Origin of the sequence: Paenibacillus sp. EZ-K15, assembly GCF_002573715.1 — a bacterium.
Classification (GTDB): Bacteria; Bacillota; Bacilli; order Paenibacillales; family Paenibacillaceae; genus Paenibacillus_AQ.
Genome location: NZ_PDHM01000016.1, coordinates 885,587 through 911,265, shown reverse-complemented (window position 1 = coordinate 911,265; position 25,679 = coordinate 885,587). Strand labels below are relative to the sequence as shown.

General features: G+C 43.8%; 25 protein-coding genes. 18 read left to right on the top strand and 7 right to left on the bottom strand.

Annotation, left to right across the window (positions count from 1 at the left end; all coding sequences use genetic code 11):
• Positions 1-134: 134 nt before the first annotated feature.
• Together CRG97_RS16520 and CRG97_RS16515 are read right to left on the bottom strand one after the other, a co-directional pair.
• The gene (locus CRG97_RS16520) at positions 135-1,748 is read right to left on the bottom strand and encodes an ABC transporter permease (RefSeq protein ID WP_098745040.1); all 1,614 of its coding nucleotides are present in this window, start codon (positions 1,746-1,748) and stop codon (positions 135-137) included.
• Between the two features lie 23 nt (positions 1,749-1,771).
• Positions 1,772-2,653: an ABC transporter ATP-binding protein gene (locus CRG97_RS16515; RefSeq protein WP_098745038.1), complete on the bottom strand. Its 882-nt coding sequence runs from the start codon at positions 2,651-2,653 to the stop codon at positions 1,772-1,774.
• A gap of 322 nt (positions 2,654-2,975) precedes the next feature.
• Between CRG97_RS16515 and CRG97_RS16510 the strand changes: the two genes are divergently transcribed.
• Positions 2,976-3,572 (top strand): TetR/AcrR family transcriptional regulator, encoded by a 597-nt coding sequence (locus tag CRG97_RS16510; protein WP_098745035.1) that lies wholly within the window; start codon positions 2,976-2,978, stop codon positions 3,570-3,572.
• Positions 3,573-3,850: 278 nt separating this feature from the next.
• Here the strand turns inward: CRG97_RS16510 and CRG97_RS16505 are convergent, their stop codons facing one another.
• The gene (locus CRG97_RS16505) at positions 3,851-4,843 is read right to left on the bottom strand and encodes a lysylphosphatidylglycerol synthase transmembrane domain-containing protein (protein WP_161952945.1); all 993 of its coding nucleotides are present in this window, start codon (positions 4,841-4,843) and stop codon (positions 3,851-3,853) included.
• Between the two features lie 689 nt (positions 4,844-5,532).
• Between CRG97_RS16505 and CRG97_RS16495 the strand changes: the two genes are divergently transcribed.
• From CRG97_RS16495 to CRG97_RS16470, 7 genes are all read left to right on the top strand, one after another.
• A complete protein-coding gene (locus tag CRG97_RS16495) occupies positions 5,533-5,958 on the top strand; it encodes a DoxX family protein (protein ID WP_098745025.1) in 426 nt (141 codons plus the stop codon).
• A gap of 358 nt (positions 5,959-6,316) precedes the next feature.
• Positions 6,317-7,099: a gluconate 2-dehydrogenase subunit 3 family protein gene (locus CRG97_RS16490; RefSeq protein ID WP_098745022.1), complete on the top strand. Its 783-nt coding sequence runs from the start codon at positions 6,317-6,319 to the stop codon at positions 7,097-7,099.
• Positions 7,100-7,166: 67 nt separating this feature from the next.
• A complete protein-coding gene (locus CRG97_RS16485; protein ID WP_098745191.1) occupies positions 7,167-8,846 on the top strand; it encodes a GMC family oxidoreductase in 1,680 nt (559 codons plus the stop codon).
• 74 nt (positions 8,847-8,920) lie between these two features.
• Positions 8,921-9,115, top strand: a complete 195-nt coding sequence (gene tatA, locus CRG97_RS16480) for a twin-arginine translocase TatA/TatE family subunit (RefSeq protein WP_076321416.1) — start codon at positions 8,921-8,923, stop codon at positions 9,113-9,115.
• Between the two features lie 58 nt (positions 9,116-9,173).
• On the top strand, positions 9,174-9,548 hold the full coding sequence (locus CRG97_RS16475; protein WP_098745019.1) for a cupredoxin domain-containing protein: 375 nt from the start codon (positions 9,174-9,176) through the stop codon (positions 9,546-9,548).
• Positions 9,541-9,672: a hypothetical protein gene (locus CRG97_RS34020; protein ID WP_272914365.1), complete on the top strand. Its 132-nt coding sequence runs from the start codon at positions 9,541-9,543 to the stop codon at positions 9,670-9,672. The genes CRG97_RS16475 and CRG97_RS34020 overlap by 8 nt, the downstream gene beginning before the upstream one ends.
• Positions 9,673-9,913: 241 nt before the next feature.
• Complete coding sequence (locus tag CRG97_RS16470) at positions 9,914-10,840, top strand: DUF2268 domain-containing putative Zn-dependent protease (protein ID WP_098745016.1); 927 nt, start codon at positions 9,914-9,916, stop codon at positions 10,838-10,840.
• Between the two features lie 237 nt (positions 10,841-11,077).
• Here CRG97_RS16470 and CRG97_RS16465 read toward each other — a convergent pair whose 3' ends face one another.
• From CRG97_RS16465 to CRG97_RS16455, 3 genes are all read right to left on the bottom strand, one after another.
• Positions 11,078-11,911, bottom strand: a complete 834-nt coding sequence (locus CRG97_RS16465; protein ID WP_098745013.1) for an ABC transporter permease — start codon at positions 11,909-11,911, stop codon at positions 11,078-11,080.
• A 1-nt stretch (position 11,912) separates the two neighbouring features.
• Positions 11,913-12,869 carry an ABC transporter ATP-binding protein gene (locus tag CRG97_RS16460; protein WP_202618937.1) on the bottom strand — a complete coding sequence of 319 codons (957 nt, stop codon included), beginning with the start codon at positions 12,867-12,869 and terminating at the stop codon, positions 11,913-11,915.
• A gap of 507 nt (positions 12,870-13,376) precedes the next feature.
• Positions 13,377-13,865, bottom strand: a complete 489-nt coding sequence (locus CRG97_RS16455; protein WP_098745007.1) for a YfbM family protein — start codon at positions 13,863-13,865, stop codon at positions 13,377-13,379.
• A gap of 261 nt (positions 13,866-14,126) precedes the next feature.
• On the opposite strand from CRG97_RS16455, the gene CRG97_RS16450 reads away from it, so the two are divergent.
• The 7 genes from CRG97_RS16450 (at position 14,127) to dcuC (ending at position 21,166) form a co-directional block, all read left to right on the top strand.
• On the top strand, positions 14,127-14,651 hold the full coding sequence (locus CRG97_RS16450; RefSeq protein ID WP_098745004.1) for a CueP family metal-binding protein: 525 nt from the start codon (positions 14,127-14,129) through the stop codon (positions 14,649-14,651).
• A 575-nt stretch (positions 14,652-15,226) separates the two neighbouring features.
• A complete protein-coding gene (locus tag CRG97_RS16440; protein WP_098744998.1) occupies positions 15,227-15,829 on the top strand; it encodes a TetR/AcrR family transcriptional regulator in 603 nt (200 codons plus the stop codon).
• 5 nt (positions 15,830-15,834) lie between these two features.
• Positions 15,835-16,581, top strand: coding sequence for a type I methionyl aminopeptidase (gene map, locus CRG97_RS16435; RefSeq protein ID WP_098744995.1), 747 nt, complete (start codon positions 15,835-15,837; stop codon positions 16,579-16,581).
• A 271-nt stretch (positions 16,582-16,852) separates the two neighbouring features.
• Complete coding sequence (locus CRG97_RS16430) at positions 16,853-17,827, top strand: LacI family DNA-binding transcriptional regulator (protein ID WP_098744992.1); 975 nt, start codon at positions 16,853-16,855, stop codon at positions 17,825-17,827.
• Positions 17,828-17,840: 13 nt separating this feature from the next.
• Positions 17,841-18,725 carry a ribokinase gene (gene rbsK, locus CRG97_RS16425; protein ID WP_098744989.1) on the top strand — a complete coding sequence of 295 codons (885 nt, stop codon included), beginning with the start codon at positions 17,841-17,843 and terminating at the stop codon, positions 18,723-18,725.
• Between the two features lie 64 nt (positions 18,726-18,789).
• Positions 18,790-19,710 (top strand): ribonucleoside hydrolase RihC, encoded by a 921-nt coding sequence (gene rihC / locus CRG97_RS16420; RefSeq protein WP_098744986.1) that lies wholly within the window; start codon positions 18,790-18,792, stop codon positions 19,708-19,710.
• Between the two features lie 22 nt (positions 19,711-19,732).
• A complete protein-coding gene (gene dcuC, locus CRG97_RS16415) occupies positions 19,733-21,166 on the top strand; it encodes a C4-dicarboxylate transporter DcuC (RefSeq protein ID WP_098744983.1) in 1,434 nt (477 codons plus the stop codon).
• A 186-nt stretch (positions 21,167-21,352) separates the two neighbouring features.
• Here dcuC and CRG97_RS16410 read toward each other — a convergent pair whose 3' ends face one another.
• Entirely contained in the window at positions 21,353-21,829 is a 477-nt protein-coding gene (locus tag CRG97_RS16410; RefSeq protein ID WP_098744980.1) for a YqeG family HAD IIIA-type phosphatase, read from the bottom strand.
• 563 nt (positions 21,830-22,392) lie between these two features.
• Here CRG97_RS16410 and CRG97_RS16400 point away from each other — a divergent pair.
• The 3 genes from CRG97_RS16400 to CRG97_RS16390 all read left to right on the top strand — a co-directional run bounded on the left by CRG97_RS16400 (position 22,393) and on the right by CRG97_RS16390 (position 25,669).
• A complete protein-coding gene (locus CRG97_RS16400) occupies positions 22,393-23,166 on the top strand; it encodes an alpha/beta fold hydrolase (protein WP_098744974.1) in 774 nt (257 codons plus the stop codon).
• Between the two features lie 583 nt (positions 23,167-23,749).
• Positions 23,750-24,685 carry a LytTR family transcriptional regulator DNA-binding domain-containing protein gene (locus CRG97_RS16395; RefSeq protein WP_098744971.1) on the top strand — a complete coding sequence of 312 codons (936 nt, stop codon included), beginning with the start codon at positions 23,750-23,752 and terminating at the stop codon, positions 24,683-24,685.
• 138 nt (positions 24,686-24,823) lie between these two features.
• Entirely contained in the window at positions 24,824-25,669 is an 846-nt protein-coding gene (locus CRG97_RS16390) for an ABC transporter ATP-binding protein (RefSeq protein WP_098744968.1), read from the top strand.
• Positions 25,670-25,679 lie beyond the last annotated feature (10 nt).

The following is a 25,679-nucleotide window of genomic DNA, read 5'->3' as shown; positions in this document are numbered from 1 at the left end:
TAAAAACGCCAAAATCCCCCTCGGGGGATTCCTTGGTAAAGAGTTTACACAAAATTATTGACAGACCCTTTCAGCCCGTTTTCCGCTCCATTTTTAGTTCATAGTATAAAGTATATTACGAATTTATTGTTCTGCTAAGCTCCTTCAACCATATCCCGTTTGCGATATCCAATATAGCCCATCATCATTGAAGCAATACTGATCAGTGTGATCGTAATAAAGGTTGCTGCATCAAACGAATCTACCGGCATCCGCGGAATCCAACTTTGTACGGCTGTTTTCGAGAACCATTCCGGCAAATTCAAAATGCCGCCAAAGTAGTTTAATGCAAAAGAATAGCCAAGATACCCATATACGGCTTTGCCTAGTCTTGGTGCCCAACCTAATGCCACAGCGGCAAGTCCGGTAAAGAATAACACGGAAGGCAGAAAGTTATAGCCAGCAGAGATAAAATCCCCCATATTCATGGGCGAGCCGTCACCCATGGCAGAAATGGCCGTCCCGCCAAGTCCGATTGAAGCGAGCAAAATGCCAATGATTCCAGCAACGATGGCCAAAATGACACTCGTCCAATAGAGCTGAGCTCTCGTCACTTTTGTAGCATAAAGCTGGCTTAAATGCAGCCGTGTCTCTTCCGAGAAAAGTTTGTTCACGATGGCAATCGGCAAAATGGAAACCAATCCAATCATGACCATCATAATGGTCCCGGTGAAGGCTTCTTCGATGGAAACGCCGGATACCGTAAACATCTGACTCATGATTTCATTGCTTTCAAGGAACGTCTGCATATCTCCATATATCGAACCATAGGCTGCTCCCATGATGACGAAAGCAATTAACCAGCTGATCATTACGCCTTTGTTCAGCTTGGTAAACAGGCCGGGTACGGACAGCAATGATTTTTTTGCCGACTCCCGGCCTTCTCTTTCTGGCAAATAACCGGCACCCATATCCCGACCGCCTTCAAGGGCAAAAGCGATGATCACGACAATGATGCTGAAGACTATAGCCAAAATCAGGGGGACCCAATTGTTCTCCGTAAATGGATAAGTTAGATAAGTCCAACCCATCGGATTGATCATGGATAAATCAACATTCGACACATCCGTTCCGGCGCGGAAAATATAAAGCAAGCCTACAATTCCGAGAGATGTACCGGTTGCACCGGATGAAGTCGGCATAATTTGCGCCATAACCAAGGCAATTACGGCTCCCAATATCCCCGCCATCCCGATGGATGCACCAAACAAAAAGGATCCCTCGGCTGAAATCGTGTCTACGCCATAGCTGGTCATAATTCCGCCAATCACGAGCGCTAATAGAATATTGATCATGACGACTTCGGCAATCACCGCAAGCGAATTGGCTTGACGGCCTACTTGAAAGGAGCGGACGAGTTCAGTAAGCCCGAGATCTTCTTCTTTGCGAGTATGACTTACCACATGCAAAGCAGCGATAATCATCGCAAACAAACCGCAGAATAGCAGCATTTCGTGTGCATACATTGCACCCAAAGTATAATCCGCTGCGGTCTCAATCGGTGTAGGACCAACCATGGAAATCATGGCAGGATTATGCAAGGTTTCATACATTCCCTGCAAACCGTGCCCCTTGCCGATTTCTTCAAAAGCTGGAACGAAAGCGGCCGAAAACAAGCCTAAACCTAAAACCCAGATGATGATTTTTTTACAATCACGTTTCAGATATTGGACGAATAGTACACGCGAACGAGCAAATTTCTCTTGCATTCTAATCTCCTCCGTTTCCGCTCTTAGACTTCATAATGACGCATGAATAAGTCTTCCAGCGTAGGCGGCACGGACTCAAACTTCTTGACACCCAGTTTTGCCGCTTCGGACAAAATATCATTGATACATTCGTTATCCGCGGAGAATGTCGCTTGATTGCCGGATTGATTGAAATCATGGACACCATTAACGGATGCCATTATAGCCACATTGCCTTGCGTTACCATAGTTACTGTAGAACGGGTTAAGTGACGCAACTCATCCAATGTTCCGGTTTCAACCACTTTGCCTTGGCGAATGATAACCACTTTATCGGCCAGTCGCTCCACTTCGCTCAAAATATGAGAGGACAGCAAGATGGCTTTTCCCGCAAGCTTAATTTTTTCAACCTCATCCTGGAAGACGGCTTCCATCAACGGATCAAGGCCGGAAGTCGGTTCGTCGAAAATATACAAATCGGAGTCAACGGATAAAGCCGCGATCAAACCGACTTTTTGCCGATTTCCTTTGGAGTAGCCTTTGGCTTTCTTCTTAGGATCCAATTCAAAGCGTTTAATCAAATGGTCGCGTTTATTTTTGTCTCCACCACCATGCAATTTCATAAATAAATCAATGATTTCGCCGCCTGTTAAGCTTCCCCATAGAGTCACGTCCCCAGGAACATAAGAAATTCGTTTATGAATCTCAAGGCTATCTTTCCATACATCCTTGCCGAAAATTTTCGCATCTCCGGCATCCCGACGGATGATTCCGAGCAAAGTGCGAATCGTTGAGGATTTCCCAGCGCCGTTTGGCCCGATAAATCCGACAACTTCCCCGGCATTTACCGTAAATGACACGTCATGCAACGCTTTGAATTTCCCGAAGCTTTTTTCCAAGCCTTGCACTTTTACAATGTTTGTCATAACACTAAAACTCCTTCTTAACCAGTTTTAGTAACGTGCTTTCCAGTTTAAAGCAAAGCTTTATTTCGATTAATAGTGAACTTAAAATATAAAATAAGTTCATATATTATGAATATTTGCTTTGTTTTAAACCAAAGTTCATTTACAGCTTCAGTTATACACCCGTTTATCCGTATAGTCAATGCGAAAAAACCTAAATTTAGAACTCTTTTGTGTTTAATAATTCATAACTATGCTATATAATAAATAGGAAGGGGAAATGCGAACTGAATTCTCCTTTAAATGTTTTTTTAGTCATAATAGTTAGAAAGCAGGAATAAGGATGAATGGTTTTGAAAAGAGAACGCAAGAGAAGAAAAATCAAGTTCTAGAAGCAACATTTAACTTGATAAATACCGATGCCGGCATCGAAAATGTAACCGTCGATGAGATTGCTAGACATTCAAATGTCGGTAAAACGACGATTTTTAAGTATTTTGGGAGTAAAGAAAACCTGATCCATGAGGTTTTTAAGTATTTTTTAACTCAAATGGGGGAAACGGCCCGAGAAATCATGGCCGAAAATAAACCTTTCGAAGAAACGATCATTGCCATGAGTCAGAACAAAATCAATTATCTGGAAAAAATAAACAAACAATTTTATTTAGCTTTAATGGATTATTTTACGAAGAAGGACGATGACGGATTATCTTTGATGATGCAGCAATACGTCAAGGAAAGCTACGGGCTCATGTTGGATTTGTTTCACCGTGGGCGTAAAGAAGGCAAGGTTGATCTGAAATACTCAGATGAATTTCTCCTGATTTATTTCCAGGCCCTGGTTGAAGGGATCTCCAGCCCGCATATTTACCCGAAGATTCTCCCTTATACCGCCCAATGGACGGAATTGCTGATAAAAGGTATTGCGCCTAGCAATTAAAGCACATAAAAATGCAATTCCCCGGAAACTGACTGCACGGGTGACAGCATTTCCTGAGGACAAAAACATAATCCCATTGAAAGTCGCTACAATAGCGGCTTTTTTGTTTAGTCTTTGGCCAGTTGAGTACGTGAAACGCGCGAAACAAAAAACCACCCGCTATGCGGGTGGAGGGGACAAGGGTTTGACCAATTAGAGCTGGTATCGATAGCACCCAAAATTTCAGTATCATCCTTGCAATAAACCATATGTTTAGCCGGCAACCACCTTCCGGAAGTTTAAACATCAAACTGGGTACGGTATCGACCTCGTGCAAACTCAATGGCTCCCATTACAAGTCCAATGAGCCAAGGGATCAAATAGTACATCAAACGAAATAACACAAGTACTGCAGCGTTTGTTTCAGGAGGGTATCCAAGGGCCTGAAGACCAAGCAGGGTAATGAGATCAAAACCGCCAATGCCGCTAGGCGTCATACTGACAAGACCAGTCGCTACGGCGACGGTGTAAATGCCTAATGCTGTTCGAAGAGGAAATTCCGGGAGCAGAGTCGCCGCAATCGCCCAGAAGGCAACGCCGGCTAATAGCCACTCCACGACAGAGACACCTACAGCTGCAACGATTATGGACAGATTCATCTGGGGCAGATTGCGGTTCAGCCATTTGCTATAGAAGGGAGTCCGCTGAAAGAGCAGGTAACCCGGCAGATAAAGCGCGATCGCCCAGACGGCATACAAGGTCCAGCGATGAGATTGAATCACCGCGTCGATCGGAAACAGCCCGGTCAAATCCCCCCAAGCCAGCAGCGAAACTCCCGTAATTGTAATAGTAGCCAGAAAGGCAATACAAGCTGTTATGGTTGGAATCGAAACTCCTCGCCCTCGGTATAGGAAGGTACGAAGCGCGGCACCAACGATCCCGGCAAATCCTATAACATTGTTTGACGTGTTAGCAATCCATGCATAGCGGAAAGTCGCCCAAATCCCGAGAGGAAGCTTGAAATGATGCCGAAGCAAAAACTCATAGACGCTAACCGATGCGACTGCGACTAGGGACAGAGACAATAGAAGGAAGATTCGTGCAGGGTCGAGATGCTTAAGGATATCCAGCGTGGCAGCCCAGTCAATACGGCCCAGCTCAGACTTTCCCGCCCAAACAATCATTCCCAGGATGATCATAGGAATCAAGATCTTCACAATTTTCATGCGATATAATGTTGAAATGAGTTTTAACTTCCCCAATCGTGCAAACTGTTTTTTCACCTTTGCCATTTCCATTCTTCCCCTTACGTTTATCGTGTATCTAGTATGCCCATAAGGACTCTCATTTAAAATACGAAGCTAAGTATCAATTATCAATTCATACTTTTCTTTTAAAGCAAATGGGGTACACCGAAACTTATCTAAGGTCATCACGCTATATGAAAGGGCAGAGAATAACAATTGGTGACAAACTTTACAAGTTGTTCGGAGGAAAGAAACTGCATACAGTCATATCTATTATTTAGAGAAAATGCGACTTCACTTTTCTGCAAGTATCTACACAGCTTTGAAGACAATACCGATTGGTAAGGTCGATTTCGCTTCGGAAGCAGTGCTGCTGGCTCTGAACCTTCAATCGGTTCAGCTATCAGCCTTTTCGTTATGGGAGCGGTTGCTGCGACAACATGCGCTTCTTATGCTGGAAGTGATACTACAGAAGCAATGAATAGCCACTTTCAAGCAGCGTTTTTCTGGTTTTTAAATTTGCTGATACGATTCCCCTAAAACAGTATCATTTTTTGACATAATTTAAAGTTATTATTAACCCATCAAGCGAAATGACAAATCATTGAAAACTCTAAGAAAAGGAAGGGATTGAATATGGCAAATTATACGCTAGAGGAAAAAGACAGCTTTATCGTTTTAGGAATTGGAACGGGACTCGTTTTTGTAATTAATAGAAATGAGGAGGGAAACAAATGAGTAAAATGATCGGTGTGGAAACGACCATGAAAGTAAATACCCGACCCCACGGAAAAATGGTTGCTTATTGGTCAGTCACATTACTACTCGCAGCAGCAATTATGCTAAGTGGTATCGGACAACTGATGCAATTTGGAGGCAACCTCGATTTAGTGACGAATCTGGGCTACCCATTATACATATTGACCATTCTCGGGATATGGAAAGTGCTTGGAGCCATCACTCTCGTCGTGCCAGGTTTACCTCGACTTAAAGAATGGGTTCACGCTGGTATCTTCTTTTTAATGACGGGTGCGGCACTATCTCATGCATTTGCTAACGATTATGGTGATTACGGTTTTAATCTTATCCTTCCGCTTTCATATGCTGCTCTAAATATCTTTTCGTGGGCTCTACGGCCAGCAAAGAGCCGCTTACTTTAAGGAGATGGTGAAATACAATTGCAACATTTTGAAAATTGCGATGTTACCACATGGTTGAATCAGTGGTCATGCCAGCCCTCCGGTAGAAAACCGGGGGGCTCTTCTTTTGTTTCCAAAAAAGCAGGCAGCAAGGCGCTCTATTCTTATCATAGACGTAAATAGGGCTGGCGCTGCGTGCGTCGTTCCTTTATAAAAGAGCTGGGCGAGGCTAACGTTAGCGCCGGCGGTCTCTTACTAGGAACTTAGTTGCATTTTGACGATTGATGACAAATGTTGCTTTTTAAAAAGATGAATTTTGGGTAACTGATTCAAAGTGGTCTTTATTATTGTATCCACAATATTCACAATTGGAGGGATCATGTTGCCAGGACTGAAATTGGGAAAGAACAGCAAGCCGGCCCGGTCAGAACAACCGGATGAATCCCGGCGGAATTTTTTGAAAGCCTCAGGTATGACGCTGGGCGGTCTGATCGTTGGCAGCGTGTTCGGGGGTGTCCTGACGGACAATCTTGAGAAAAATCACTCCCCCGCGCCGGCCAGCAGCAAGCCGGAAGCTTCGTTACAGGATGCGCTAATGTTCTTTAATCAGGAGCAGTTTAAAATGACCGAAGCGGCGGTCGAACGGATTTATCCCGAAGATGAGAACGGCCCTGGAGCCAAGGCGCTGGGCGTAGCCTTTTTTATTGATCATCAGCTTGCAGGCCCTTGGGGATATAATGCTCGGGACTATATGATGGGTCCTTTCGTCCAAGCCCAGGCAACGCAGGGAGAGCAGTCGCGCCTGAAACGCAACGAAATGTTCACATTGGGTCTGGAGGGACTTAAGAGTTACTGCCAGCAAAAATATAAAAAGGTTTTTACTGAACTTGAGGCTCAGCAGCAGGATGAAGTGCTGACCGCCATGGAAAAGGGGGACAAATTTCCCATGCGCGGGGTGACGAGCAGCAGTTTCTTCAAGATGCTGAGAAATTTGACGATCGAAGGGGTCTACGCGGATCCGCTCTATGGCGGCAACCGGAATATGAACGGGTGGAAGATGCGGAATTTTCCTGGCAACCAGATGAGTTATACCCAGCAGATTACGAAGGAAGGACTGGTCCAGATCCAGCCGAAAAGCCTGCAGGCTCACATGAGCGAATAAATTTCACAAATATAAGGGGACATCAGACGTGGCCAAATTACCTAAAGTACCAGTGGTTATTGTTGGAATGGGCTGGGTCGGCGGCATTATTGCGGCCGAACTGACCAAAGCGGGCATCCAGGTAGTCGGACTGGAGCGCGGAAAGAGCCGAAGCACAGAGGATTATTTCATGGATCATGACGAGCTCCGGTACGCGCGGCGTTTTGAACTGATGCAGGATCTATCCAAGGAAACGATCACCTTCCGCAATTCGGAGTCAATGAGGGCGCTGCCGATGCGCAGCTATGGCTCCTTTCTGCTGGGGGACGGGCTCGGCGGTGCCGGATCGCACTGGAACGGGCAGACGCACCGTTTCCTGCCGTATGACTTTGAAATCTACAACCAGACGGTGGAGCGGTATGGAAAAGGCAAAATTCCCGAGGGCATGCAGCTGCAGGACTGGGGAATCACGTATGACGAAATCGAACCGTACTACGACAAGTTTGAGCAGGTAGCCGGCATTTCGGGGGAATCGGAAGCCAATCCGATGCTTGGCAAACGGTCCAATCCGTTTCCGACCCCACCGATGAAGAAAACGCCGATTTTGCAGCGGTTCGAAGAGGCGTCGAAGAAGCTCGGATACCATCCGTACATGATCCCTTCGGCAAACCTGAGCGAGAACTACAAAAATCCCGACGGCATATCCCGGGCAGCCTGCCAGTACTGCGGATTTTGTGAGCGGTTCGGCTGCGAGTACGGTGCCAAGGCGGATCCTGTCGTTACCGTCATTCCGACGGCGATGGCCACCGGCAAGCTGGAGGTGCGCACCTTCTCGAACGTGACCGAAATTCTCCATGACGGCAAAAAAGCGACCGGCGTGGTGTACATCAACACAGTGACCGGGGAAGAGGTGACCCAGCCGGCGGACGTGGTCGTTCTCGGCAGCTTCATGCTGAACAATGTGCGCCTGCTGTTGAACTCCAAGCTCGGGACGCCTTACAACCGGAAGACTGGACGGGGGACCATCGGCCGAAATTATGCGTATCAGGTCAACTCCGGACATGCGGTCGGCTTTTACGATGACGAAGAGTTCAGCACGTTCATGGGCGCCGGGGCGCTCGGGATGGAGTTCGACGACTTCAACGGGGATAATTTCGACCATTCCGATTTGAAGTTTCTGCACGGGGCTGGAATCCGGATCAGCCAGAACGGCCTACGTCCGATCGAGAACAATCCGGCGCCGAAGGGTACGCCGACCTGGGGTAAGAAGTGGAAGGAGACCACACTAAAGTATGCCAACCGGGTGCTGACCGTGGCGACGCAAGGCGCCAGCCTGCCCTGGAAGCACCATTACCTGGATCTGGATCCGACCTATAAGGACATTTACGGCAAACCGCTGCTTCGGATTACGTTTGATTTCGAAGATCAGGACCGAGAGCTGACGAAGTTTCTGGCAGACAAGGCGGGCGAGGTCATGAAGGAAATGGGTCCTTCCCATGTGGAGATCAAGGACAAGCTGGACCCGTATAATATCGTTCCTTACCAGTCCACCCACAATACCGGCGGCGTCATTATGGGTGCGGACCCGGAAACGTCGGCGGTGAACAGTTACCTGCAGATGTGGGAAGCGGAAAATGTGTTTGTGGTGGGTGCTTCGGCATTCCCACATAACAGTGGATACAATCCGACCGATACCGTCGGCGCGCTCGCCTACAGGGCGGCGGAAGGGATCCAGAAATATTTGAAACAGGGAGGCATGCTTGTCTGAACGGGCAAGTCCTTCCATGCTCATGCGATTAACATGCTACTTCATGAGACTTCATGGAAAGGGAGGGATCGGCCATGCTTTCGACGATTGGAATACCGGGGCTGCTGCTGTTGCTGCTGCTCGCCCTGCTGCTGTTCGGTCCGTCCAAGCTGCCTCAGCTTGGCAGGGCGGTGGGAACGACGCTTCACGAATTCCGCAGCTCCGCTCGTCATCTGACTGAAGAGGACGAAGAGAAGCAGGACGCGGGGCGCCGACAGGAAGATCACTAAGAATGGTTGGTTTGCTTCGAAGACGGCAACTTAATTATTTCATCTGGAGGGATTTGACATGAAAAAATGGATGCTGATTGGACTTACATTGCTGCTGGTTGTGGTGCTGAGCGCATGCGGAAGCGGCGGCAGTTCGTCGGACGAGTCCTCGTCTTCAGGCGGATCGGATGGTGTAAAAGAAATTAAGGTGACGGCGTCAAACTTTAAGTTCGAGCCTTCCGAGATCAAAGTCAAAAAGGGCGAAAAGGTCAAAATTACGCTGGAGAACAAAGATGGAAATCACGGCCTGGCCATTCCCGATTTCAACGTTGACCTGCAAGAGCCAGGCTCGACCGAATTTACCGCCGATCAGGCCGGTGAGCATGAGTTCCACTGCTCCGTCATGTGCGGGGCCGGTCACAGCGATATGAAGGGGACCTTGATTGTTGAATAAATATGTATTGCGGTTGAGACCGCCGGATTGCCGCCTGGATGACTGCGGGAGGCAGATCAAGAAAGCGCCGACCAGCCGGACCGTAAAGGTTCGCGCTGGCGGCGCTTTTTTTGCATATTTTTAATGCGCTTCTTTCTCTGGATCATATTCAAGCTAACGGGCAGGAAGAGATAATAAATGAATATATCTATAGTCGACCTATCATCGTTGTCTTCTTTTCAAATATGATGTTTGTGTATTATTCGATAAATCGTCCACGCTCAGGACTGTGGTTGGATTCATGTTAAAAGATAATAAAGTTCTTGACTATGACGTTAGGTCATAGTGCATAGTTCTCTATGAATACATAACTAGGAGTGAGAGAAATGAATATAAAATCACTGCGTTCAGATCATATTTATCAAAAAGTTGCCCAAGCTTCACCCGAGGAAAAGCTTGAATTATTCAGAAACGAAATGATGGCTCCCTTTATGAAACAATGGCAAATTCAACAGATTCCTTTTAAAGCTGAAGAGGCGAATGGTTTTGACGTTATTACGTTTAATAGTATGATGCATCGATCCCCTGATCAGATTACCCAGCAGATTTCACCTGAGGTAGAGTTGATTTCGTCAGATTCTTTTTGGTTAGAGTGTGAGCACGCTGTAAGGAAAAGCCTCCGTCTATTTATGGAACATGAAATAAACCTCCCTGTTTCTGAATATTTATTTACCATTCAACTAGGGAATCCGGAAAACCGTGCCTTAACCATAAACGAAGGTTATAGTGGTTTTGGGGGCATTCCCGGGTTTATCTGGGGTACACTCTTGCCAAATGAGTACACGATTCCTCGAATGAAGGCTGCGCTGGCGCATGAATGCAACCATAATGTGCGATATCAATTTATTCAGTGGGATCACACGGTTAATTTGGGCGAGCTGATTGTAAGTGAAGGATTAGCTGAAAACTATGCTACATTCATGTTTGGAGAAGAATTGCTCGGCCCTTGGGTAACGAAAACAAACGCAGAAACACTGAACAAGCGCATAAAGCCTGTGCTTAGAGAGCAATTGCAATTAACTGGGTTTGATCAATTTGCTCCGTATCTTTACGGTGACGAGATCGCAAAACTTCAAAACTTTAAACCGGTCAACATGCCTTATAGTGCCGGATACGCTTGCGGATATCATTTAATCCAATATTATTTAAGAAAAACAGGAAGAACGATCTTTGAGGCCACAATAACGCCTGCTGCTCAAATACTAGACGAAGTAAAAGAATTTTGGAGCGAAGAAACCATTATTAGTTGTTAAAGATAGCGTTTCAAATAACAGGAACTACCGTTCGGACCCTACATTGCCCACTGGTTATGAAAATTAATGATTATGCTAACGAGGAACGATAGCTTAATAAAAATAAGAAGGCAGCCGACCAATGTGATCAGCTGCCTTCTCGTTTTTTCGGAAAAAATGAACTGCGCACTAAAGCGGATAAGGAGGGAAAGGGGAACATTCCATTGAATAATCGGGGCATAGGGACAGAACTTTTCTCTACTTCTCAACACGCCAATCTACCTTTTTCAAGATCAATATGATGGAGATCAGCGAGAAAAATAAAAGTACAAGCGTGTTCCAGGCAACAGACCCGGACCAACCTGATATCAGCACCTCCCGCATGGCCTCAGCTGCGTAAGTGGTTGGGAAGATATAAGAGAACCATTGCAAGATCACAGGCAATTGATCCATATCCACCATGACAGGCGTCAAAAACGAGATGAACATCATCAACGCCTGGACCAGCATATTCGTCAATTGATGGCTAGGCGACCAGAAGCCGATCAGTACACCCGCGCCAACCACGCTAAAGACGGTGAGCAGCAAGACAGGGACAAGTCCCCAACTGTAGTGGAATTGAATGCCGTAAGCAAGTTGACCAATCATCGCCAGGATAATAAAAGACGGTACGCACATGATCAAGCCGCGCAGCAGATTGGCGAAGATGAAGTTTACCTTGACAATTGGCAGGGACGAATAGTACGTGAAGTGGCCTTGATGCTTCTGCCAAGATATCTCCTGAGCCATGGAATTGAGGCCCATGACGATTAAGCCGAAGAGCATATTTCCTGTAATAATACGGGTCATGACAGCCGGCGTTGGGTCGACCGTAAAGAATTTGAGAAACAACAGCGTCGTTAAAGGAAACATGCATGCCATGATGAAAATCCAAACCCATGCCTCGCGGATAATCGTGAATTGAATGCGGGCCAGGATCAGCCATTCCGTCATTCTGCGTTGGATTATGCTCTGCTGCTGGTGCTCTTGGAGAAAGATCGCTTCTTGCAGTTGCAAGTCATGGTTTTGCATGGATGGTTTCATCTGTTCCATGTTAGACCACCTCCGCTTTGGCAGGCGGATCCTGTTCGTCATCGATATGGAAATAGACATCCTCAAGATTCGGCGGGACCAATGAATACTCTTCGATCGGTAATTGCTGCTCAGTCAAAACGTCAATCGCGTGGCTGGCATCTTGCTTCTCAATCAGTGTCCGGATTCGGTTTTCTCCTGTTTTGGTCCACTGTCCCAGCGCGCTTAAGCTTCGGCAAACATGATCGCTTTCGCCTGAGGAGGTCGTAATTTCCAGCTTCATCCGCTGATCGACCCTTTGTTTTAAAACACTGACATGATCGATGGCGAGCAGCTTGCCGTGATTTACAACTGCTACTTTGTCCACGACCTGTTCGGCCTCCAGCACGTTATGTGTCACCAAGATTACGGTTACTCCTTGGCGATTGCGTTCTTGAATCAGATCCCATACGAGCCTTCTCTTTTTAGGGTCCAGTTCATTGGTCGGTTCATCCAGGATCATAACGGGGGAAAAGCCGATCAAGCAAGTACCAATCCCGATTAAACGCTTCTGTCCGCCGGAAACGTTTTTCAGCAGCTTATGACGGAGGTCCTGCATTCCAAAGCGTTCCAACAATTCCTCTGTTTGGTTTACGGCGGACTCCTTCGTCAATCCCCGCAATCTTCCCGTAAAATACAAAGCTTCCCAGGTTTTTAAACTGGTCAGGGCGTGAGGCTCTTGCGAGTAGTAGGCCACCTCCTGAGCAACTCGCTTGGTTTGGGTCTGTACGCTGGTTCCTTTATAACGTACCGTACCTGAGGTGGGAGCAAGGTGGCCTACCATCTGCTTGATTAGCGTGGATTTTCCTGCTCCATTCGGACCGAGCAAACCGAGAATCTCCCCTTGTTGAACGTCGAAGCTTATGTTTTGATTGGCGATAACCTTTCCTTTTTTGTACGTTTTATTCACATGCTCTAATTGATAGATCAGCTTCATCATTCTTGCCCCTTTCTGCTCGTACTATGGTTTTGCTGCTATGTGTATGAACCCCGAGAGAGTATGTATTCTTTGACTGATCAATGCTGTGGTTGAGCTGGTGCCTAAGTATACTTAATGGTAAATGAGCAGGCGTTAATATTAAGATACCGTATTGCTCTGCCAAGGAGTGACGGGCGACAGAATGGTTTTCGTCTCCGTCTCAAGACGGAGACGGCATGCTGAGTTCCCGACCTCAATATTTCGATCACAAGATATATGTAACGCCATTCCACGAAAAAGAGGGTGATGAAAAGAATCAGTCAAAAGTTTAAGCATCAAAACTAAAAAAAGTGGCCACATATTAAAAAGATTTTAATGAAGGATAGTGAACGTACGCGGAGTTCATGCTTAGAGCGGAAGAAAACGAAAAGCTGGACAAGATCACGAATTGATTGTGAGCACATGAAGTTAGGGGAGGAAACCCATGAGCCTGTAATGGTTTTTGTTACGCTTTCGATAGGATTGGATTCAGAAAATGTAGAAGATTAAACCCTTGCCCTCGGCTACAGTTTGACTGTAGAAACGCCGGATTTCGTTAAAATGCTGCAGTATGTAGGCAAAGAACTCATCCTCATCCTCGACTGAAACCATGCCAGGCTCAAGAGGATATACCTCGTCCTTGATCATGGTCGGAAAATCATATCGCAAGCGGAGCTGCGCTTCGTTCAGCTCAGAAATAATCTGAAGCGCTTCTGCAACTTGCTCTGCACGCAAGAAAAACGCACCGAATGATCCAAAGTCGATACCTCGCTCTGTCGTCATTGGAACAACATAGCTAAGAGGGGGCTCACCTTCGACTATATCTCCACAAAGCAAGTAGTGAATCGCCTCCCAGGATCTATCAATATCCAGTCCGGGATAATCGTCTATTTTCAAATTCTCCAATGCAATTTCGCCGGTAGCGATTTGCTGCACCAGTTTGTCATCAATAGCAAAGTAATATCCGTACATCCCCATGTTGTCACCCTTCTCCATTTTTAGTAGTGACTCTACTGAACTATCTAAATGTAACACTCGGAAATTGTGTATTTCAAGGAATTTTGGATATAATCGTCAAATTTAAGTGTTTAGAGTAAAGTTTGAGGGTGCTGCCTCTATCTATAATTAGGATAAGGTGGAGGAATTGGTGTGAAATTGAGCACCGATTACTTAAGTGGAAATGTGATACAATCAAAAAAGTTTGGCCTTTCAATATGACAAGAAAAAGGGAGTGGAATAATGAAAAAGGGTTTGCTCATAGCTTCGGCTTTATTACTAAGTCTTGTGTCAGTAGCTTGTAACAACGATAATAGTGTATCGAATGAAGTGGGGACACAGGAAATTAAAGAAAAAGTCCATGCGTATAGTGTTGGTACCTTTGAGGATGTAACTGCATCTATTACATCACATGAACTAATTGTGACTGATAATGGTAAAAAGACTTCTTTTGACCTTCCAGAGAACGAATTTTTTGTTTCGATTGCACCGTTTGTTGAATACACACATGAATGTGCTATCCACAATTTAACGGGGTGCCAAGGGGAATTAGTAGAAAAAAACTTCGATGTGCTTATTCGGGATGAAGAAGGTAATGTGGTGATGGATGAAACGATTACTTCTTTAGAGAATGGTTTTATTGATCTATGGTTACCGCGAGATCGGACATATCAAGTGAAAATTGAGTATGATGGCAAAACAGTAGAATCTGAAATCGCTACTTTTAAAGATGACAATACTTGTATCACAACGATGCAACTAACATAACACTCAATAAAGCATTAAAGCCTGATCGTTCGGGCTTTTTTATTTTTTCGGTACAAGTTCATAGTCCGATTACCAATTAGAAGAGCATCCTACACATTTATTTTTTTTCGTTTTATTCCTTGGAAGATCAACATAAATCCCATTAAGAAAAATAAAATATTGACTGAACTTATAGGCTGGTTTCCTAAAAAATCCTTGATTATTAGATAAGATTGGATAACCAAGATAATGGATGCATAAAGAAAATACATATTGGATTTGTCTTTGAATTTCCGGCCAAGCAACCTAATTATCATGGTAAATGCAATAGCATAGATGGAGATGATCCCAACAAAGATAAGAGCTAAGATTGATAAGTCCATAATATCAGCCCCCTTTATATTTGTTGTTCATTATAACATATCACGTTGAATTACAATTGACTCATCCTTCGTTAGTTGAAAAAATTCCACGCTGGTTATCCACAAATCGTCGCGGGAGGGGAAATCCTGAACGCTTTTAACTTGATCCATACTTGCAAATGATATATATTGATTTTACATCGACATTACAGAAGGTCTAAAAAAGGAGGATCCATGTCACCACGTACCAAAGAACAAAATGAAGCAATCCGGGAAATGCGGATGAATCAAATTATGCAAGCGGCTGCCAAAGTATATTTGGAGAAGGGCATCCAATTGGAAATACGTGATGTTTCGGTCAAGGCAGAGCTCGGCTACGGTACCGTTTATCATTACTACAAAAATAAATACATGCTTTTGGAAGATTTACTATGGGATGCCCTGAATCAAACGGAGTCGGCAGTACAGCCCGCTTTGACGGGGGACGGCAGCAGTTTGCATAAAGCTGAGTCGTTCTCCAGGCTGCTTCTGCAGAAGTGTATTCAAGATCCCTCTGTATTTATATTGCTCAAAACAGTTGCGGATAATTTTCATCACTTCCCGGGGAACCGGTTCAGCAAGCTGTCTGCCGAATTTCATGAACGGATCTTTTTACCATTAGTTGAAATGATTCGTGAAGGGATCAATTCCGTAAGCCCGGAAAAAACAGCGAATCTGATCTTTGGCTCGCTTATTGGCTGCACAGCGTTAAATATCCACCACAATATGCAGAACGAGCCGGATGTGGAAGGGATCGTCGATATGATTTTTTCAGGCATACAGTATAAGGAGAGATGAATGGGATGATTATCCTGAAATCAAGAGCAGAAATTGAAGAAATGAGAAAAGCAGGCCGAATTGTCGCTGCTTTTCATCAAGCATTAGCAGATATGATCCGGCCGGGCATCACAACGCTCGATATTGAGTCGTTCGCGGTGCGGTTCTTGAAGGAGAATGGCGCCAAGGCTTATACGATAGGCTACAACGGTTATCCGTATGCGACATGTGCCTCTGTCAACGACGTCATTGCGCATGGGTTTCCGAACCAGAAGCCGCTTAAGGAAGGCGACATCGTCACAATCGACATCGTCGCGGAGGCGGATGGCTGGATTGGCGATTCAGCTTGGTCTTATGCGGTCGGCGAGGTATCGGAAGAAGCCCGTAATTTGATGCGGGTAACGAAGGAATGCTTAGACCTTGGTATCGAAAAAGCCCTGGTCGGAAACCGGATCGGCGATGTGATGCATGCGGTTCAAACCCATGCCGAGCGAAACGGTTTCTCTGTCGTGCGTGATTTGCTCGGTCATGGCGTAGGTAGGGAGATGCACGAGGAACCTAATTATCCCCACGTTGGGAAGCCGGGCAAGGGATTCCGTTTGAAGGAAGGGATGGTTCTTACGATCGAGCCGATGCTAAATGCCGGAGAAGCGATAATGACGATTGACGCCGACGGATGGACCGCTAGGACCGCTGACGGCTCGCTTTCCGCACAGTACGAGCATACAATTGCCATTACGGCGGATGGCCCAATAATATTAACCGAGCAATAGGTAATCAATCTTTACTAAAGGAATTGTCTGGGCATCCTTGTACGGACTAACCCTGCTAGCTTTGGCTAGCAGGGTTTCTGTTCATTAATTTTATATATTAATGCTGTTCACGATAAACGGGCTTCGTTGAAATGGGAGTTACATGACATGTTCCCACCCTATGAGAGTGTCATAAATCAAAATGCTTTTTAACTTGGTGTTGACTTATGAAACATTTAGGAGTATATTTCTATGTGTAACCGGTTACCCTTTCTGAAAGTGGAGTGAAGATATGGCTTCAATAAAAGAAGTGGCTAAGCTTGCTGGCGTATCTGTTGCCACCGTATCCAGAGTACTGAATGACAAAGGATATGTGGGACAACATACACGGGAAATGGTAGAGCAAGCGATTAAAGAATTGAACTACAAACCAAATGAGGTAGCTAGAAGTCTGTTCAAGAAACAGTCGAGTACGATTGGCTTAATCGTGCCGGATATTATGAATCCTTACTTTCCCGAGTTAGCTAGAGCTGTCGAAGATACGGCTTCTAAGTTTGGATACAATGTCATTCTATGCAACTCTGATGAAGATAGAGTGAAAGAACAAGCATACCTAGATATGTTACAGCAGAACTATGTAAACGGTATCATAGTTTCATCAAATACAATGACCGCTGAACAGGTTATCAAACTTAATATCCCTGTTGTAAGTATTGACCGAGAGATTAGCAAAGGGCTTCCGACGATTGTAGTGGAGAACATGAAAGGGGCCTATACAGCTACTCGTTATCTGATGAGTAAAGGATGCAGCAGAATTGCACACATCAGAGGACCTCAGGGGGTAGTGAATGCGGACGAACGTTGTGAAGGTTATAGAGAAGTCGTTCAGCAGGAGTCATGGTTCAGTGAAAGCTACATTGTCGACGGAGATTATGACATGGAATCTTCGATCGAAGCAACGCTGGAACTTTTAAAGACCCACCCTGAGATTGATGGTATTTTTGCTGCGAATGATATTATGGCGATTGGCGCTATGAAGGCTGCTAATCAGCTTGGGACAAGGGTGCCTGACGAGCTCGCGATTGTTGGATTTGATGGAATTAAGTTATCTTCTGTAACGATTCCAGAATTAACGACTATTGTCCAGCCAATTTACGAAATGGGTGAAAAGGCGACAAAGATGTTAGTTAGTTTAATGAATCAGCAAGAAGTTGGGCAAACCTATTATAAATTTGATGTGGACCTTATAGAGAGAAATTCAACCTAAGGGGTAGATAGAGATGGATAAGAAACCAAAAATTACTGTTCTCGGAAGTATAAATATGGACTTGGTAACAATTACTTCTCAAGTACCGAAGAGAGGGGAAACGCTGTTCGGAGAACATTTTCAAATGAACCCAGGAGGAAAGGGTGCCAATCAAGCAGTGGCTGCGGCTAAACTTGGAGCGCAAGTCCAGCTGCTTGGTTGTGTGGGAAATGACAGATTTGGTGAGGATATTGTAGCTCATTTGCAAGAACAAGGTGTTGATGTGAGCAATGTGGAACCGGTTATAGATGTAACTGCCACAGCTACAATTATCGTTTCTGATCAAGATAATAGTATTATTGTTGTCCCCGGAGCCAATAATTATGTAACAGCATCGTTCGTTGAATCTAAACGAGATGTGATTGCAGCTAGTGATATTTTAGTCCTTCAGTTGGAAATACCATTAGAGGGTGTACAAAAGGCAGTACAAATTGCCAAAGAAAATGGAGTCAAGGTAATCCTTAATCCGGCACCAATTCAATCATTACCTTCTGAATTGCTTAAGGATGTTGATTATTTTACTCCAAATGAACATGAACAGGAGCTGCTTAGACGAGATAAAACAGAAGAAGAGTTAGATGGTAAACTCATCGTCACAAAGGGCAGTCAAGGCGTTTGTATTTATGAAGAGGGAGAGGAAGTAATCATTCCTGCCTACAAAGTAGATGTTGTTGATACGACTGGAGCGGGTGATTCATTTAATGGTGGATTAGCTCATGCTCTAAGTAAAGGACTAAATTTGAAAGATGCTTGTAAATACGGTAATGCCGTTGCCGCTTTATCAACGACTAAGCTTGGAGCCCAAACAGGAATGCCGACCAGTGCCGAGGTCGAAGAGTTTATTAATAGCCAAGGATGATTCGTCCATAAAAAGCTATATATCATTTTACAGAATGCACATAAGATTTTAGGAGGAATTTACAATGACAACCAGACCCATAATTATTGACACAGACCCAGGAATTGATGATGCAGTTGCACTAGCCATTGCACTTTATAGTGAAAAATTAGATGTTCGCCTAATCACTACGGTTGCTGGAAATGTCGGACTTGATAAAGTAACGTTTAATGCCCTGAGGTTGCTGAAATTTTTTAATAAAAATGTACCGGTTGCCCTTGGTGCGGACAGACCGCTTATCAAAGACCCTATCGATGCTAGTGATATACATGGCTCAACAGGAATGGATGGTTTTGAGTTTGAAGAGCCAACGGAAGAGCTTGTTCTGGAAGAAAATGCCGTGAATGCAATGTATCGTGTCATTATGGACAGCAAAGAACCAATGACCATCGTTCCGATTGGCCCATTAACGAATATTGCTCTCCTGCTAAAAATGTATCCAGAAGTTAAAGATAACATTGCTGAAATTGTCTTCATGGGAGGTTCAGCAGGTCGCGGTAATGCAGGTGTTATGTCGGAGTTTAATATTTTTGCCGATCCTGAAGCTGCGAAGATCGTATTCCAGAGTGAATTGCCAATTGTGATGGTGGGACTCGATGTGGGTCTGAAAGCTCTAGTATATCCTGAGGATAGTGAGCAGCTAAAGGATATGAATCAGACAGGAAATATGATTTATCAGCTATTCCAGAAATACAGAGGCGGTAGCATGAAAACCGGATTGAAAATGTATGACAGCACGGCGATCGCTTATTTGTTACAACCGGAAATGTTCCAGGTCGTAGATACATTCCTTGATGTAGAATTACACGGCACGATGACAACCGGATGTACCATAGTGGATTTAAAGGGTTACTTAGGGAAGCCTCATAATGCCAAAGTATGTATAGATATAGATCCACAAATGTTTAAGCAATGGTTTATGGATAGCTTGAAGAAATGTAACTAACAACCAGAGGGAGGCCAAAGCCATGGATTCTAATATAATCATGTACGGCTCTGCTATTATCGCTGTAGCAGTAGTTATATATATGTTGATTAAGAAGATGGACATTAAGATCTCCTTGTTCCTTATTGGTATCGTACTGATTTTAGTCAGTACCGCTATGGGAAAAGAGATCGCAGTCAAAGACTTTGTTTCAATGGGATCAGCTTGGCTAGATCCTCTTCAAGTAATTATTACTCAGTTTAAGCAGACCCTTACTGCTGCCGGTTTTATTATTCTCCTCTTGGGAGGATATACAGCTTACATGTCATCGATTGGTGCTAATGAGGTTACTGTAAGCGCATTAACTAAACCTATTTCAAAGATCAAGTCAGTTTATGTTCTGGTTCCACTTGTATATTTGTTAGGTAATGCATTGTCACTCGTTATTCCTAGTGCTTCGAATTTGGCCATTATATTACTGGCTACATTGTATCCTATATTAAGAAAAGCGGGGATGTCGGCATTAACTACTGGAGCGGTGATCGCCACTTCAGCAACGATCGTTCCGACTCCGTTAGGAAGCGACAACGTAGCTATCGCGGAAGAATTAGCGAAACATTCTTCATTTGCAGGGTTGACTGTAACAGACTATGTATTTAAATATCATGCTTTGATCTCAATCCCGACTCTGATTGTTATAGCGATTGTTCACTATTTCTGGCAGAAGAGAATGGATAAAAAGGCGAACCTGCAGAATCAAGCTGGCAATGATCATGAGCATGTGGATGCGGGCAATGTTGAAGAAATCACGGGAGGCAAATTATTTAAAACCGTATATGCCATACTCCCAATCTTCCCAATTATTCTATTGCTAGGTAATTACGCTATTCAACTAACGACTGGCAAATCCATCGATATTAGCGTCGAGATTGCCACCCTAGTATCCTTTGTTCTAGCCATTGTGTGTGAATTAATTAGACATAAAGGAAATAAAAGCGTGCTGGAAAAGACGGAAACTTTCTTTAAAGGAATGGGTGGGGCAGTTCCCATTGTAGCTCTTCTGGTAGCGGCATCCGTATTTGTAACGGGCCTGAAATCGATCGGCTTGGTTGACGAGCTTCAATCAGCCATGCAAAGCATCCAAGGTAATGGATTAGACTTTATTCTACCTCTTATCTTAGTAGCATTAACGGCCCTCATTGTTATATTGAGTGGTAGTGGTACTGCTCTGATCTTTGCCATGGTACCGCTGATCGTGCCATTAGCAGAGGCGGCTGGAATTAGTCCGATTGCCATTTCAGTACCACTCGGTCTGTCAGGCAACCTCTTCAGAGCGGTTTCACCTGTAGCAGCAGTTATACTCATTGTTGCCGGAACTGTGAAGACAGATCCGATTGCCCTTGTAAAAAGAACATCGGTTCCAATGATTGCTGGTGTAGTGTTTATGTTCGTATTATCTATGATCTTTTTCTTATAAATCCGTATAGAAAATTCATAATAAATACAAAGAAGAGCAGGTGCATTATGCCTGCTCTTCTTTGTATTTTAAGATCAGTCCGCCAATTTCATTTCAATGAAAATGGTGCCAGATATTTAGGGAACGGAGCCCCCACGGTTATCTTCTAACAGGAATTACCCCTGTTGATCTAGTGATTATTTCCTTTTACACTCGAAGCGCTTTTACCACTAACCGTTTTATTGCACCTATAATCCGAGGTTTTGTCCATGAAGGAGAAACAAAAATCGTATACATTCCTAATCGATTTCCACCCCATAAATCAGTAATAATGCCATTACCGACAACCGCTGTCTCATTTTTTTGGGTTCCGAGTATTTCCAAAGCAGCCATAAATGCTTTTTTCTTCGGTTTACTCGCTTCGAATAAAGCCGGAATCTCATTAACCAGCTCGTTTCCTTGCGAAGGAGGTTTACTGTTCGAGACGATCATCAGTTTAATCGCATATCGGGACTCAAAGTCTTTCAGCCAATTCTTCATCGAATCCGATTCAGCCGAAGAATTTTTCGATATTAATGTATTATTCCAATTAAATATGATTCCTTTAATTCCTGCCCGTTGCAGCGCGTCTCCATCAATGTCATAAATTGATCGCACACTTTGTGAAGGTTTGAAAATAGGCATAAGCTTCCTCCGTTACTTTTGATTACCTATGCTAGTCATAAGTCGTATATAGTTTTCCTTAACCTTCATTTTTAATACCCTTATCCGTCAGCACACAGAAGAAAGGAGACTATGATCAAGTTAAATTTTGTGACCGTGCCTAGGCTGTACATACTCGAACAGAACAAAAATAACCGGGAAAAGATGACGATTAAGCTAACGGGAAACGATAGCTCAAGAGTAACTTATATAAAGGAGATGGGCATGAACTTTTCGAAGAAGATTTGTCGTAGGACAAGAACTTACATCATTAGCAGAAATGGACAAGAATCTATATTCATAGCCGATTAGATGATTGCCTAAGTGTTAAATTGGTTTGTGGCCTGAAATTCTGAAGCGACACAGTTAAGCATCGCAAGAACTCCCTCCCGCGCGTGTTTTTCGCACGGTTGTAACGCAACGACAAAAAAGTTTCTTACACCGAGACGATTTATTTTATGGAGTACTTTCCTTATTATTTGGACACTCTAATTCATAATTGAGCAGAAACTCATAAATGATTTTACCTGGAGTGTGACGATTAAATGACTAACTCTTACATAAATGGATACTCGATGAATTATATCGATTGTGGAAAAGGAACAGCAATCCTCTTTATTCATCCACCTGTACTGACAAGCTTAAATTTCTTATATCAAATCCAAGGGCTTTCACCTCATTTTCGAACCATTGCTTTTGACATCAGAGGACATGGCAAGAGTCAGCCTTCCAAACAAGCGGTTACATATCCTATAATTGTTGAGGATATCAAACAGTTGATAGACCAGTTAAGCATCGAAAAAATTTTCTTGTGTGGATATTCTACTGGCGGTTCGGTTGTGCTTGAGTTTCTCTTGTCTCATCCCGATCGAGCATTAGGAGGTATCATCATCGGGGGAATGTCGGAAGTGAACGAATGGCGTCTAAGAAACAAAATATCTTTGGGAGCCGTTTTCTCCAAAATCGGGGCAGTCGGCACGATCGCGTTTTCCACTGCTTTGACCCAAGCTAAAAATATTTCGTTCTTCCGTGAGTTATTTAACGATGCAAAAAAAGGAAATGCCAAAAATGCGGAACAGTATTACCAGTACAGCTTGAAGTATAACTGTACATCGCAACTTCGGGAAATCCAACTTCCCGTACTGCTCGTTTACGGAGAAAAAGATAAGCACTTCCATCCTTACGCCAAAATGTTGCATCAACGATTGCCTATGAGTGAGTTGGTTTTCATTAAAAAAGTCGATCATCGGATCCCGACAAAAGCCTCCGGACCACTGAACGATCGGATCAAACAATTCGTACGTCACTCCAGTCAATGAACTAGATGGCGAAAGCGTTGATACGCTCGCAAAGGTAATTCTTACGGAGATACAATCGCGAACAGCTTATGAGAAGAATGAAAACGGAGAAACATTCGGTTCTGCATTGTCAGCGGAAACCATCGGACATGAACCCGATTTGATTGCGGCCATAGGAACAAATGGCGTATAAGGATATGTGAGATCCAGCGACTTTATCACTGGCGTAACGTCTCCCGAGGAAGCGATAGCATATATGAATAGCATTAGCGGCTCGATAGCTATTCCACTTTATGATGTGAATGGGTCAACCGTTTTAGGCGAGTTTGTGCTTGAGCGCCCTACAAAATGATTATCATCTATGAAGAGGAAGCCGTCTCCGATTAGACGGCTTCTTCTTTGTCTGTTTTCAAAGGGCGGCGAAAGATTCTCCAGGCTCGAACCCTGCCTATCCATTATCGATATCTATTCTATGGTCAAAATATATACTGATATGGCTTAGAAAAGACATGCTGTTATATTTTTCAATAGAAACTGACAAAAAAGTACCCCAACATTATAATTGTAATATATATCCTATAGAGGCACAGACCGGGAGGACGGCATGCAATTTCAACCAATTTATTATGATGGGGAATTACTTCTACCGAAGATTGAATTACATATGACATCGTGTCAATCGATAGGAATTATAACGGATGTGAAGCGAAAGCAGCTTTTAATGGATCAATTAGTTGATCATTCCCACTTTTATTTATTTCAAGCTCAGCAAGCTGAGTATATGCGTTTAACGGTGGAAGAGCTAATCACATTTCTAATCAAAGTAACGGAAAAGAATGAACGTGTCGCTTCGTTAATGGATTATTTTGCTTTAAAAGAAGAACGGAAGGTAAAAATCAAGGATCTAAGCCCATCGAAAAGGATGTATGTGACATTGATGCGTGTCTTTTTTGCGCATCAACCTACACTTGTACTGGAGGAACCTTATTTTTATTTGGAAGAGCAAGATCGTCGTCAATTAAAACGGATTTTGGAGGATCTTTCGAAAGAAAAGCAGATTTTAATTTTAACTTCGAATTTAGAGGATGCCATGATATCCTGTGATGTCATTTACCGATTGAACGAACTGGGATTTCATCCATTGGATATTCGGGACTCAGAAGAGGATAAGCAGGAAGTGCTGGAACAAGATCAAGCCAATATAACCATACAGAAAATATCTACAAAAAGAAATGACAAAGTAATTTTATTTAATCCACCTGAAATCGATTGCATAGAAAGCATAGAAGGTTCGATCCTTGTTCATGTGGGTGGAGAAAATTATGCCTGTGCCTTGACGTTAACCGAGCTCGAGCACAGATTGTTAAATTTCGGATTTTTCAGGTGTCATCGTTCCTACATCGTTAATCTGCAAAAAGTAAGAGAGATTATTACATGGACGAAGAATAGCTACAGCTTGCGATTAAATACAGATAAAGATGCCGTTGTTCCGTTATCTCGTTCAAAATTACAAGAATTAAAAGCACTTCTTAACATTTGATTTTCGGGAAAGTGTCGAACTAATCAAGCATTCCATGGTACCATTCAGACGATAATAGCTACATTTCAGCGTTTTTTGATGGCTGGAAGCAAGCAATCTGTATATATTTAAGCCATCAACTCGAAGGAAGTGGTGTCCGTGGATGTTATCCAAGTAGAACATATTCGAAAAAAATTTGGACATAAGGATGCGTTATCGAACGTGTCTTTTACCATTCCGAAAGGAGATATTTTTGGTTTCCTGGGTCCGAGTGGTTCGGGAAAAACCACATTAATTAAGATCTTGACAGCGCAATTAAATCCGACGAGTGGACAGGCAAGTGTATTTAATCAGCCAGCGGAAATGATGCATCAGTCTGCACAGAAGATGCGCTTTGGCATTTTGTCGGATAACAGCGGTCTATATGAGAGATTAACGATTGAGGAAAATCTGGAACTGTATCGTAAGTTATATGATCTTCCTAAATCTTCGATCGATAAGGTGCTGCATTTTGTTAACTTGAGCGGAGAGCGCAGAAAGAAAGTCTATCGCTTATCGAAAGGGATGCGTCAGCGTGTCTTGTTAGCTTGCGCGGTGATCCATGAGCCGGAATTATTATTTTTAGATGAGCCTACTTCGGCTTTAGATCCGGTAAACTCCGCACATATTTATAGAGGCTTACGCTACTTAAATGAGAACGGAACAACGATTTTTTTAACAATGCATGATATGACAGAGGCCGAATTGATATGTAACCGTGTGGCGATTCTGTATCAAGGACAAATCCAAACCATCGGCTCACCAAAGGAGCTTAAACAACAGCACCGGGAAAATGTAGTTTGTGTTGACTTAATAAATGGGGAAACACACGAACTTCCGATCGATGAGGGGACGGCTGATCAAATAGCTGATTGGATGAAACGTGGGTTCATTGATCAGTTAGAAACGAAAGAGCCAAGTCTAGGTGAGATCTTTATTCAAATGACAGGAAGTGAGTTACGATGAGTATCTCATT

Bases quoted from the DNA above. Each gene is read 5' to 3' on its own strand.
- CRG97_RS16430 (WP_098744992.1), top strand. From the start codon at position 16,853: ATGGCTTCAATAAAAGAAGTGGCTAAGCTTGCTGGCGTATCTGTTGCC.
- CRG97_RS16505 (WP_161952945.1), bottom strand. From the start codon at position 4,843: ATGGCAAAGGTGAAAAAACAGTTTGCACGATTGGGGAAGTTAAAACTC.
- CRG97_RS16440 (WP_098744998.1), top strand. From the start codon at position 15,227: ATGTCACCACGTACCAAAGAACAAAATGAAGCAATCCGGGAAATGCGG.
- CRG97_RS16400 (WP_098744974.1), top strand. From the start codon at position 22,393: ATGACTAACTCTTACATAAATGGATACTCGATGAATTATATCGATTGT.
- rihC (WP_098744986.1), top strand. From the start codon at position 18,790: ATGACAACCAGACCCATAATTATTGACACAGACCCAGGAATTGATGAT.
- CRG97_RS16520 (WP_098745040.1), bottom strand. From the start codon at position 1,748: ATGCAAGAGAAATTTGCTCGTTCGCGTGTACTATTCGTCCAATATCTG.
- CRG97_RS16460 (WP_202618937.1), bottom strand. From the start codon at position 12,869: ATGATGAAGCTGATCTATCAATTAGAGCATGTGAATAAAACGTACAAA.
- CRG97_RS16465 (WP_098745013.1), bottom strand. From the start codon at position 11,911: ATGGAACAGATGAAACCATCCATGCAAAACCATGACTTGCAACTGCAA.
- CRG97_RS16410 (WP_098744980.1), bottom strand. From the start codon at position 21,829: ATGCCTATTTTCAAACCTTCACAAAGTGTGCGATCAATTTATGACATT.
- CRG97_RS16490 (WP_098745022.1), top strand. From the start codon at position 6,317: ATGTTGCCAGGACTGAAATTGGGAAAGAACAGCAAGCCGGCCCGGTCA.
- CRG97_RS16470 (WP_098745016.1), top strand. From the start codon at position 9,914: ATGAATATAAAATCACTGCGTTCAGATCATATTTATCAAAAAGTTGCC.
- map (WP_098744995.1), top strand. From the start codon at position 15,835: ATGATTATCCTGAAATCAAGAGCAGAAATTGAAGAAATGAGAAAAGCA.
- tatA (WP_076321416.1), top strand. From the start codon at position 8,921: ATGCTTTCGACGATTGGAATACCGGGGCTGCTGCTGTTGCTGCTGCTC.
- CRG97_RS16515 (WP_098745038.1), bottom strand. From the start codon at position 2,653: ATGACAAACATTGTAAAAGTGCAAGGCTTGGAAAAAAGCTTCGGGAAA.
- CRG97_RS16510 (WP_098745035.1), top strand. From the start codon at position 2,976: ATGAATGGTTTTGAAAAGAGAACGCAAGAGAAGAAAAATCAAGTTCTA.
- CRG97_RS16450 (WP_098745004.1), top strand. From the start codon at position 14,127: ATGAAAAAGGGTTTGCTCATAGCTTCGGCTTTATTACTAAGTCTTGTG.
- CRG97_RS16395 (WP_098744971.1), top strand. From the start codon at position 23,750: ATGCAATTTCAACCAATTTATTATGATGGGGAATTACTTCTACCGAAG.
- CRG97_RS16475 (WP_098745019.1), top strand. From the start codon at position 9,174: ATGAAAAAATGGATGCTGATTGGACTTACATTGCTGCTGGTTGTGGTG.
- CRG97_RS16455 (WP_098745007.1), bottom strand. From the start codon at position 13,865: ATGGGGATGTACGGATATTACTTTGCTATTGATGACAAACTGGTGCAG.
- CRG97_RS16485 (WP_098745191.1), top strand. From the start codon at position 7,167: ATGGGCTGGGTCGGCGGCATTATTGCGGCCGAACTGACCAAAGCGGGC.
- CRG97_RS16495 (WP_098745025.1), top strand. From the start codon at position 5,533: ATGAGTAAAATGATCGGTGTGGAAACGACCATGAAAGTAAATACCCGA.
- dcuC (WP_098744983.1), top strand. From the start codon at position 19,733: ATGGATTCTAATATAATCATGTACGGCTCTGCTATTATCGCTGTAGCA.
- rbsK (WP_098744989.1), top strand. From the start codon at position 17,841: ATGGATAAGAAACCAAAAATTACTGTTCTCGGAAGTATAAATATGGAC.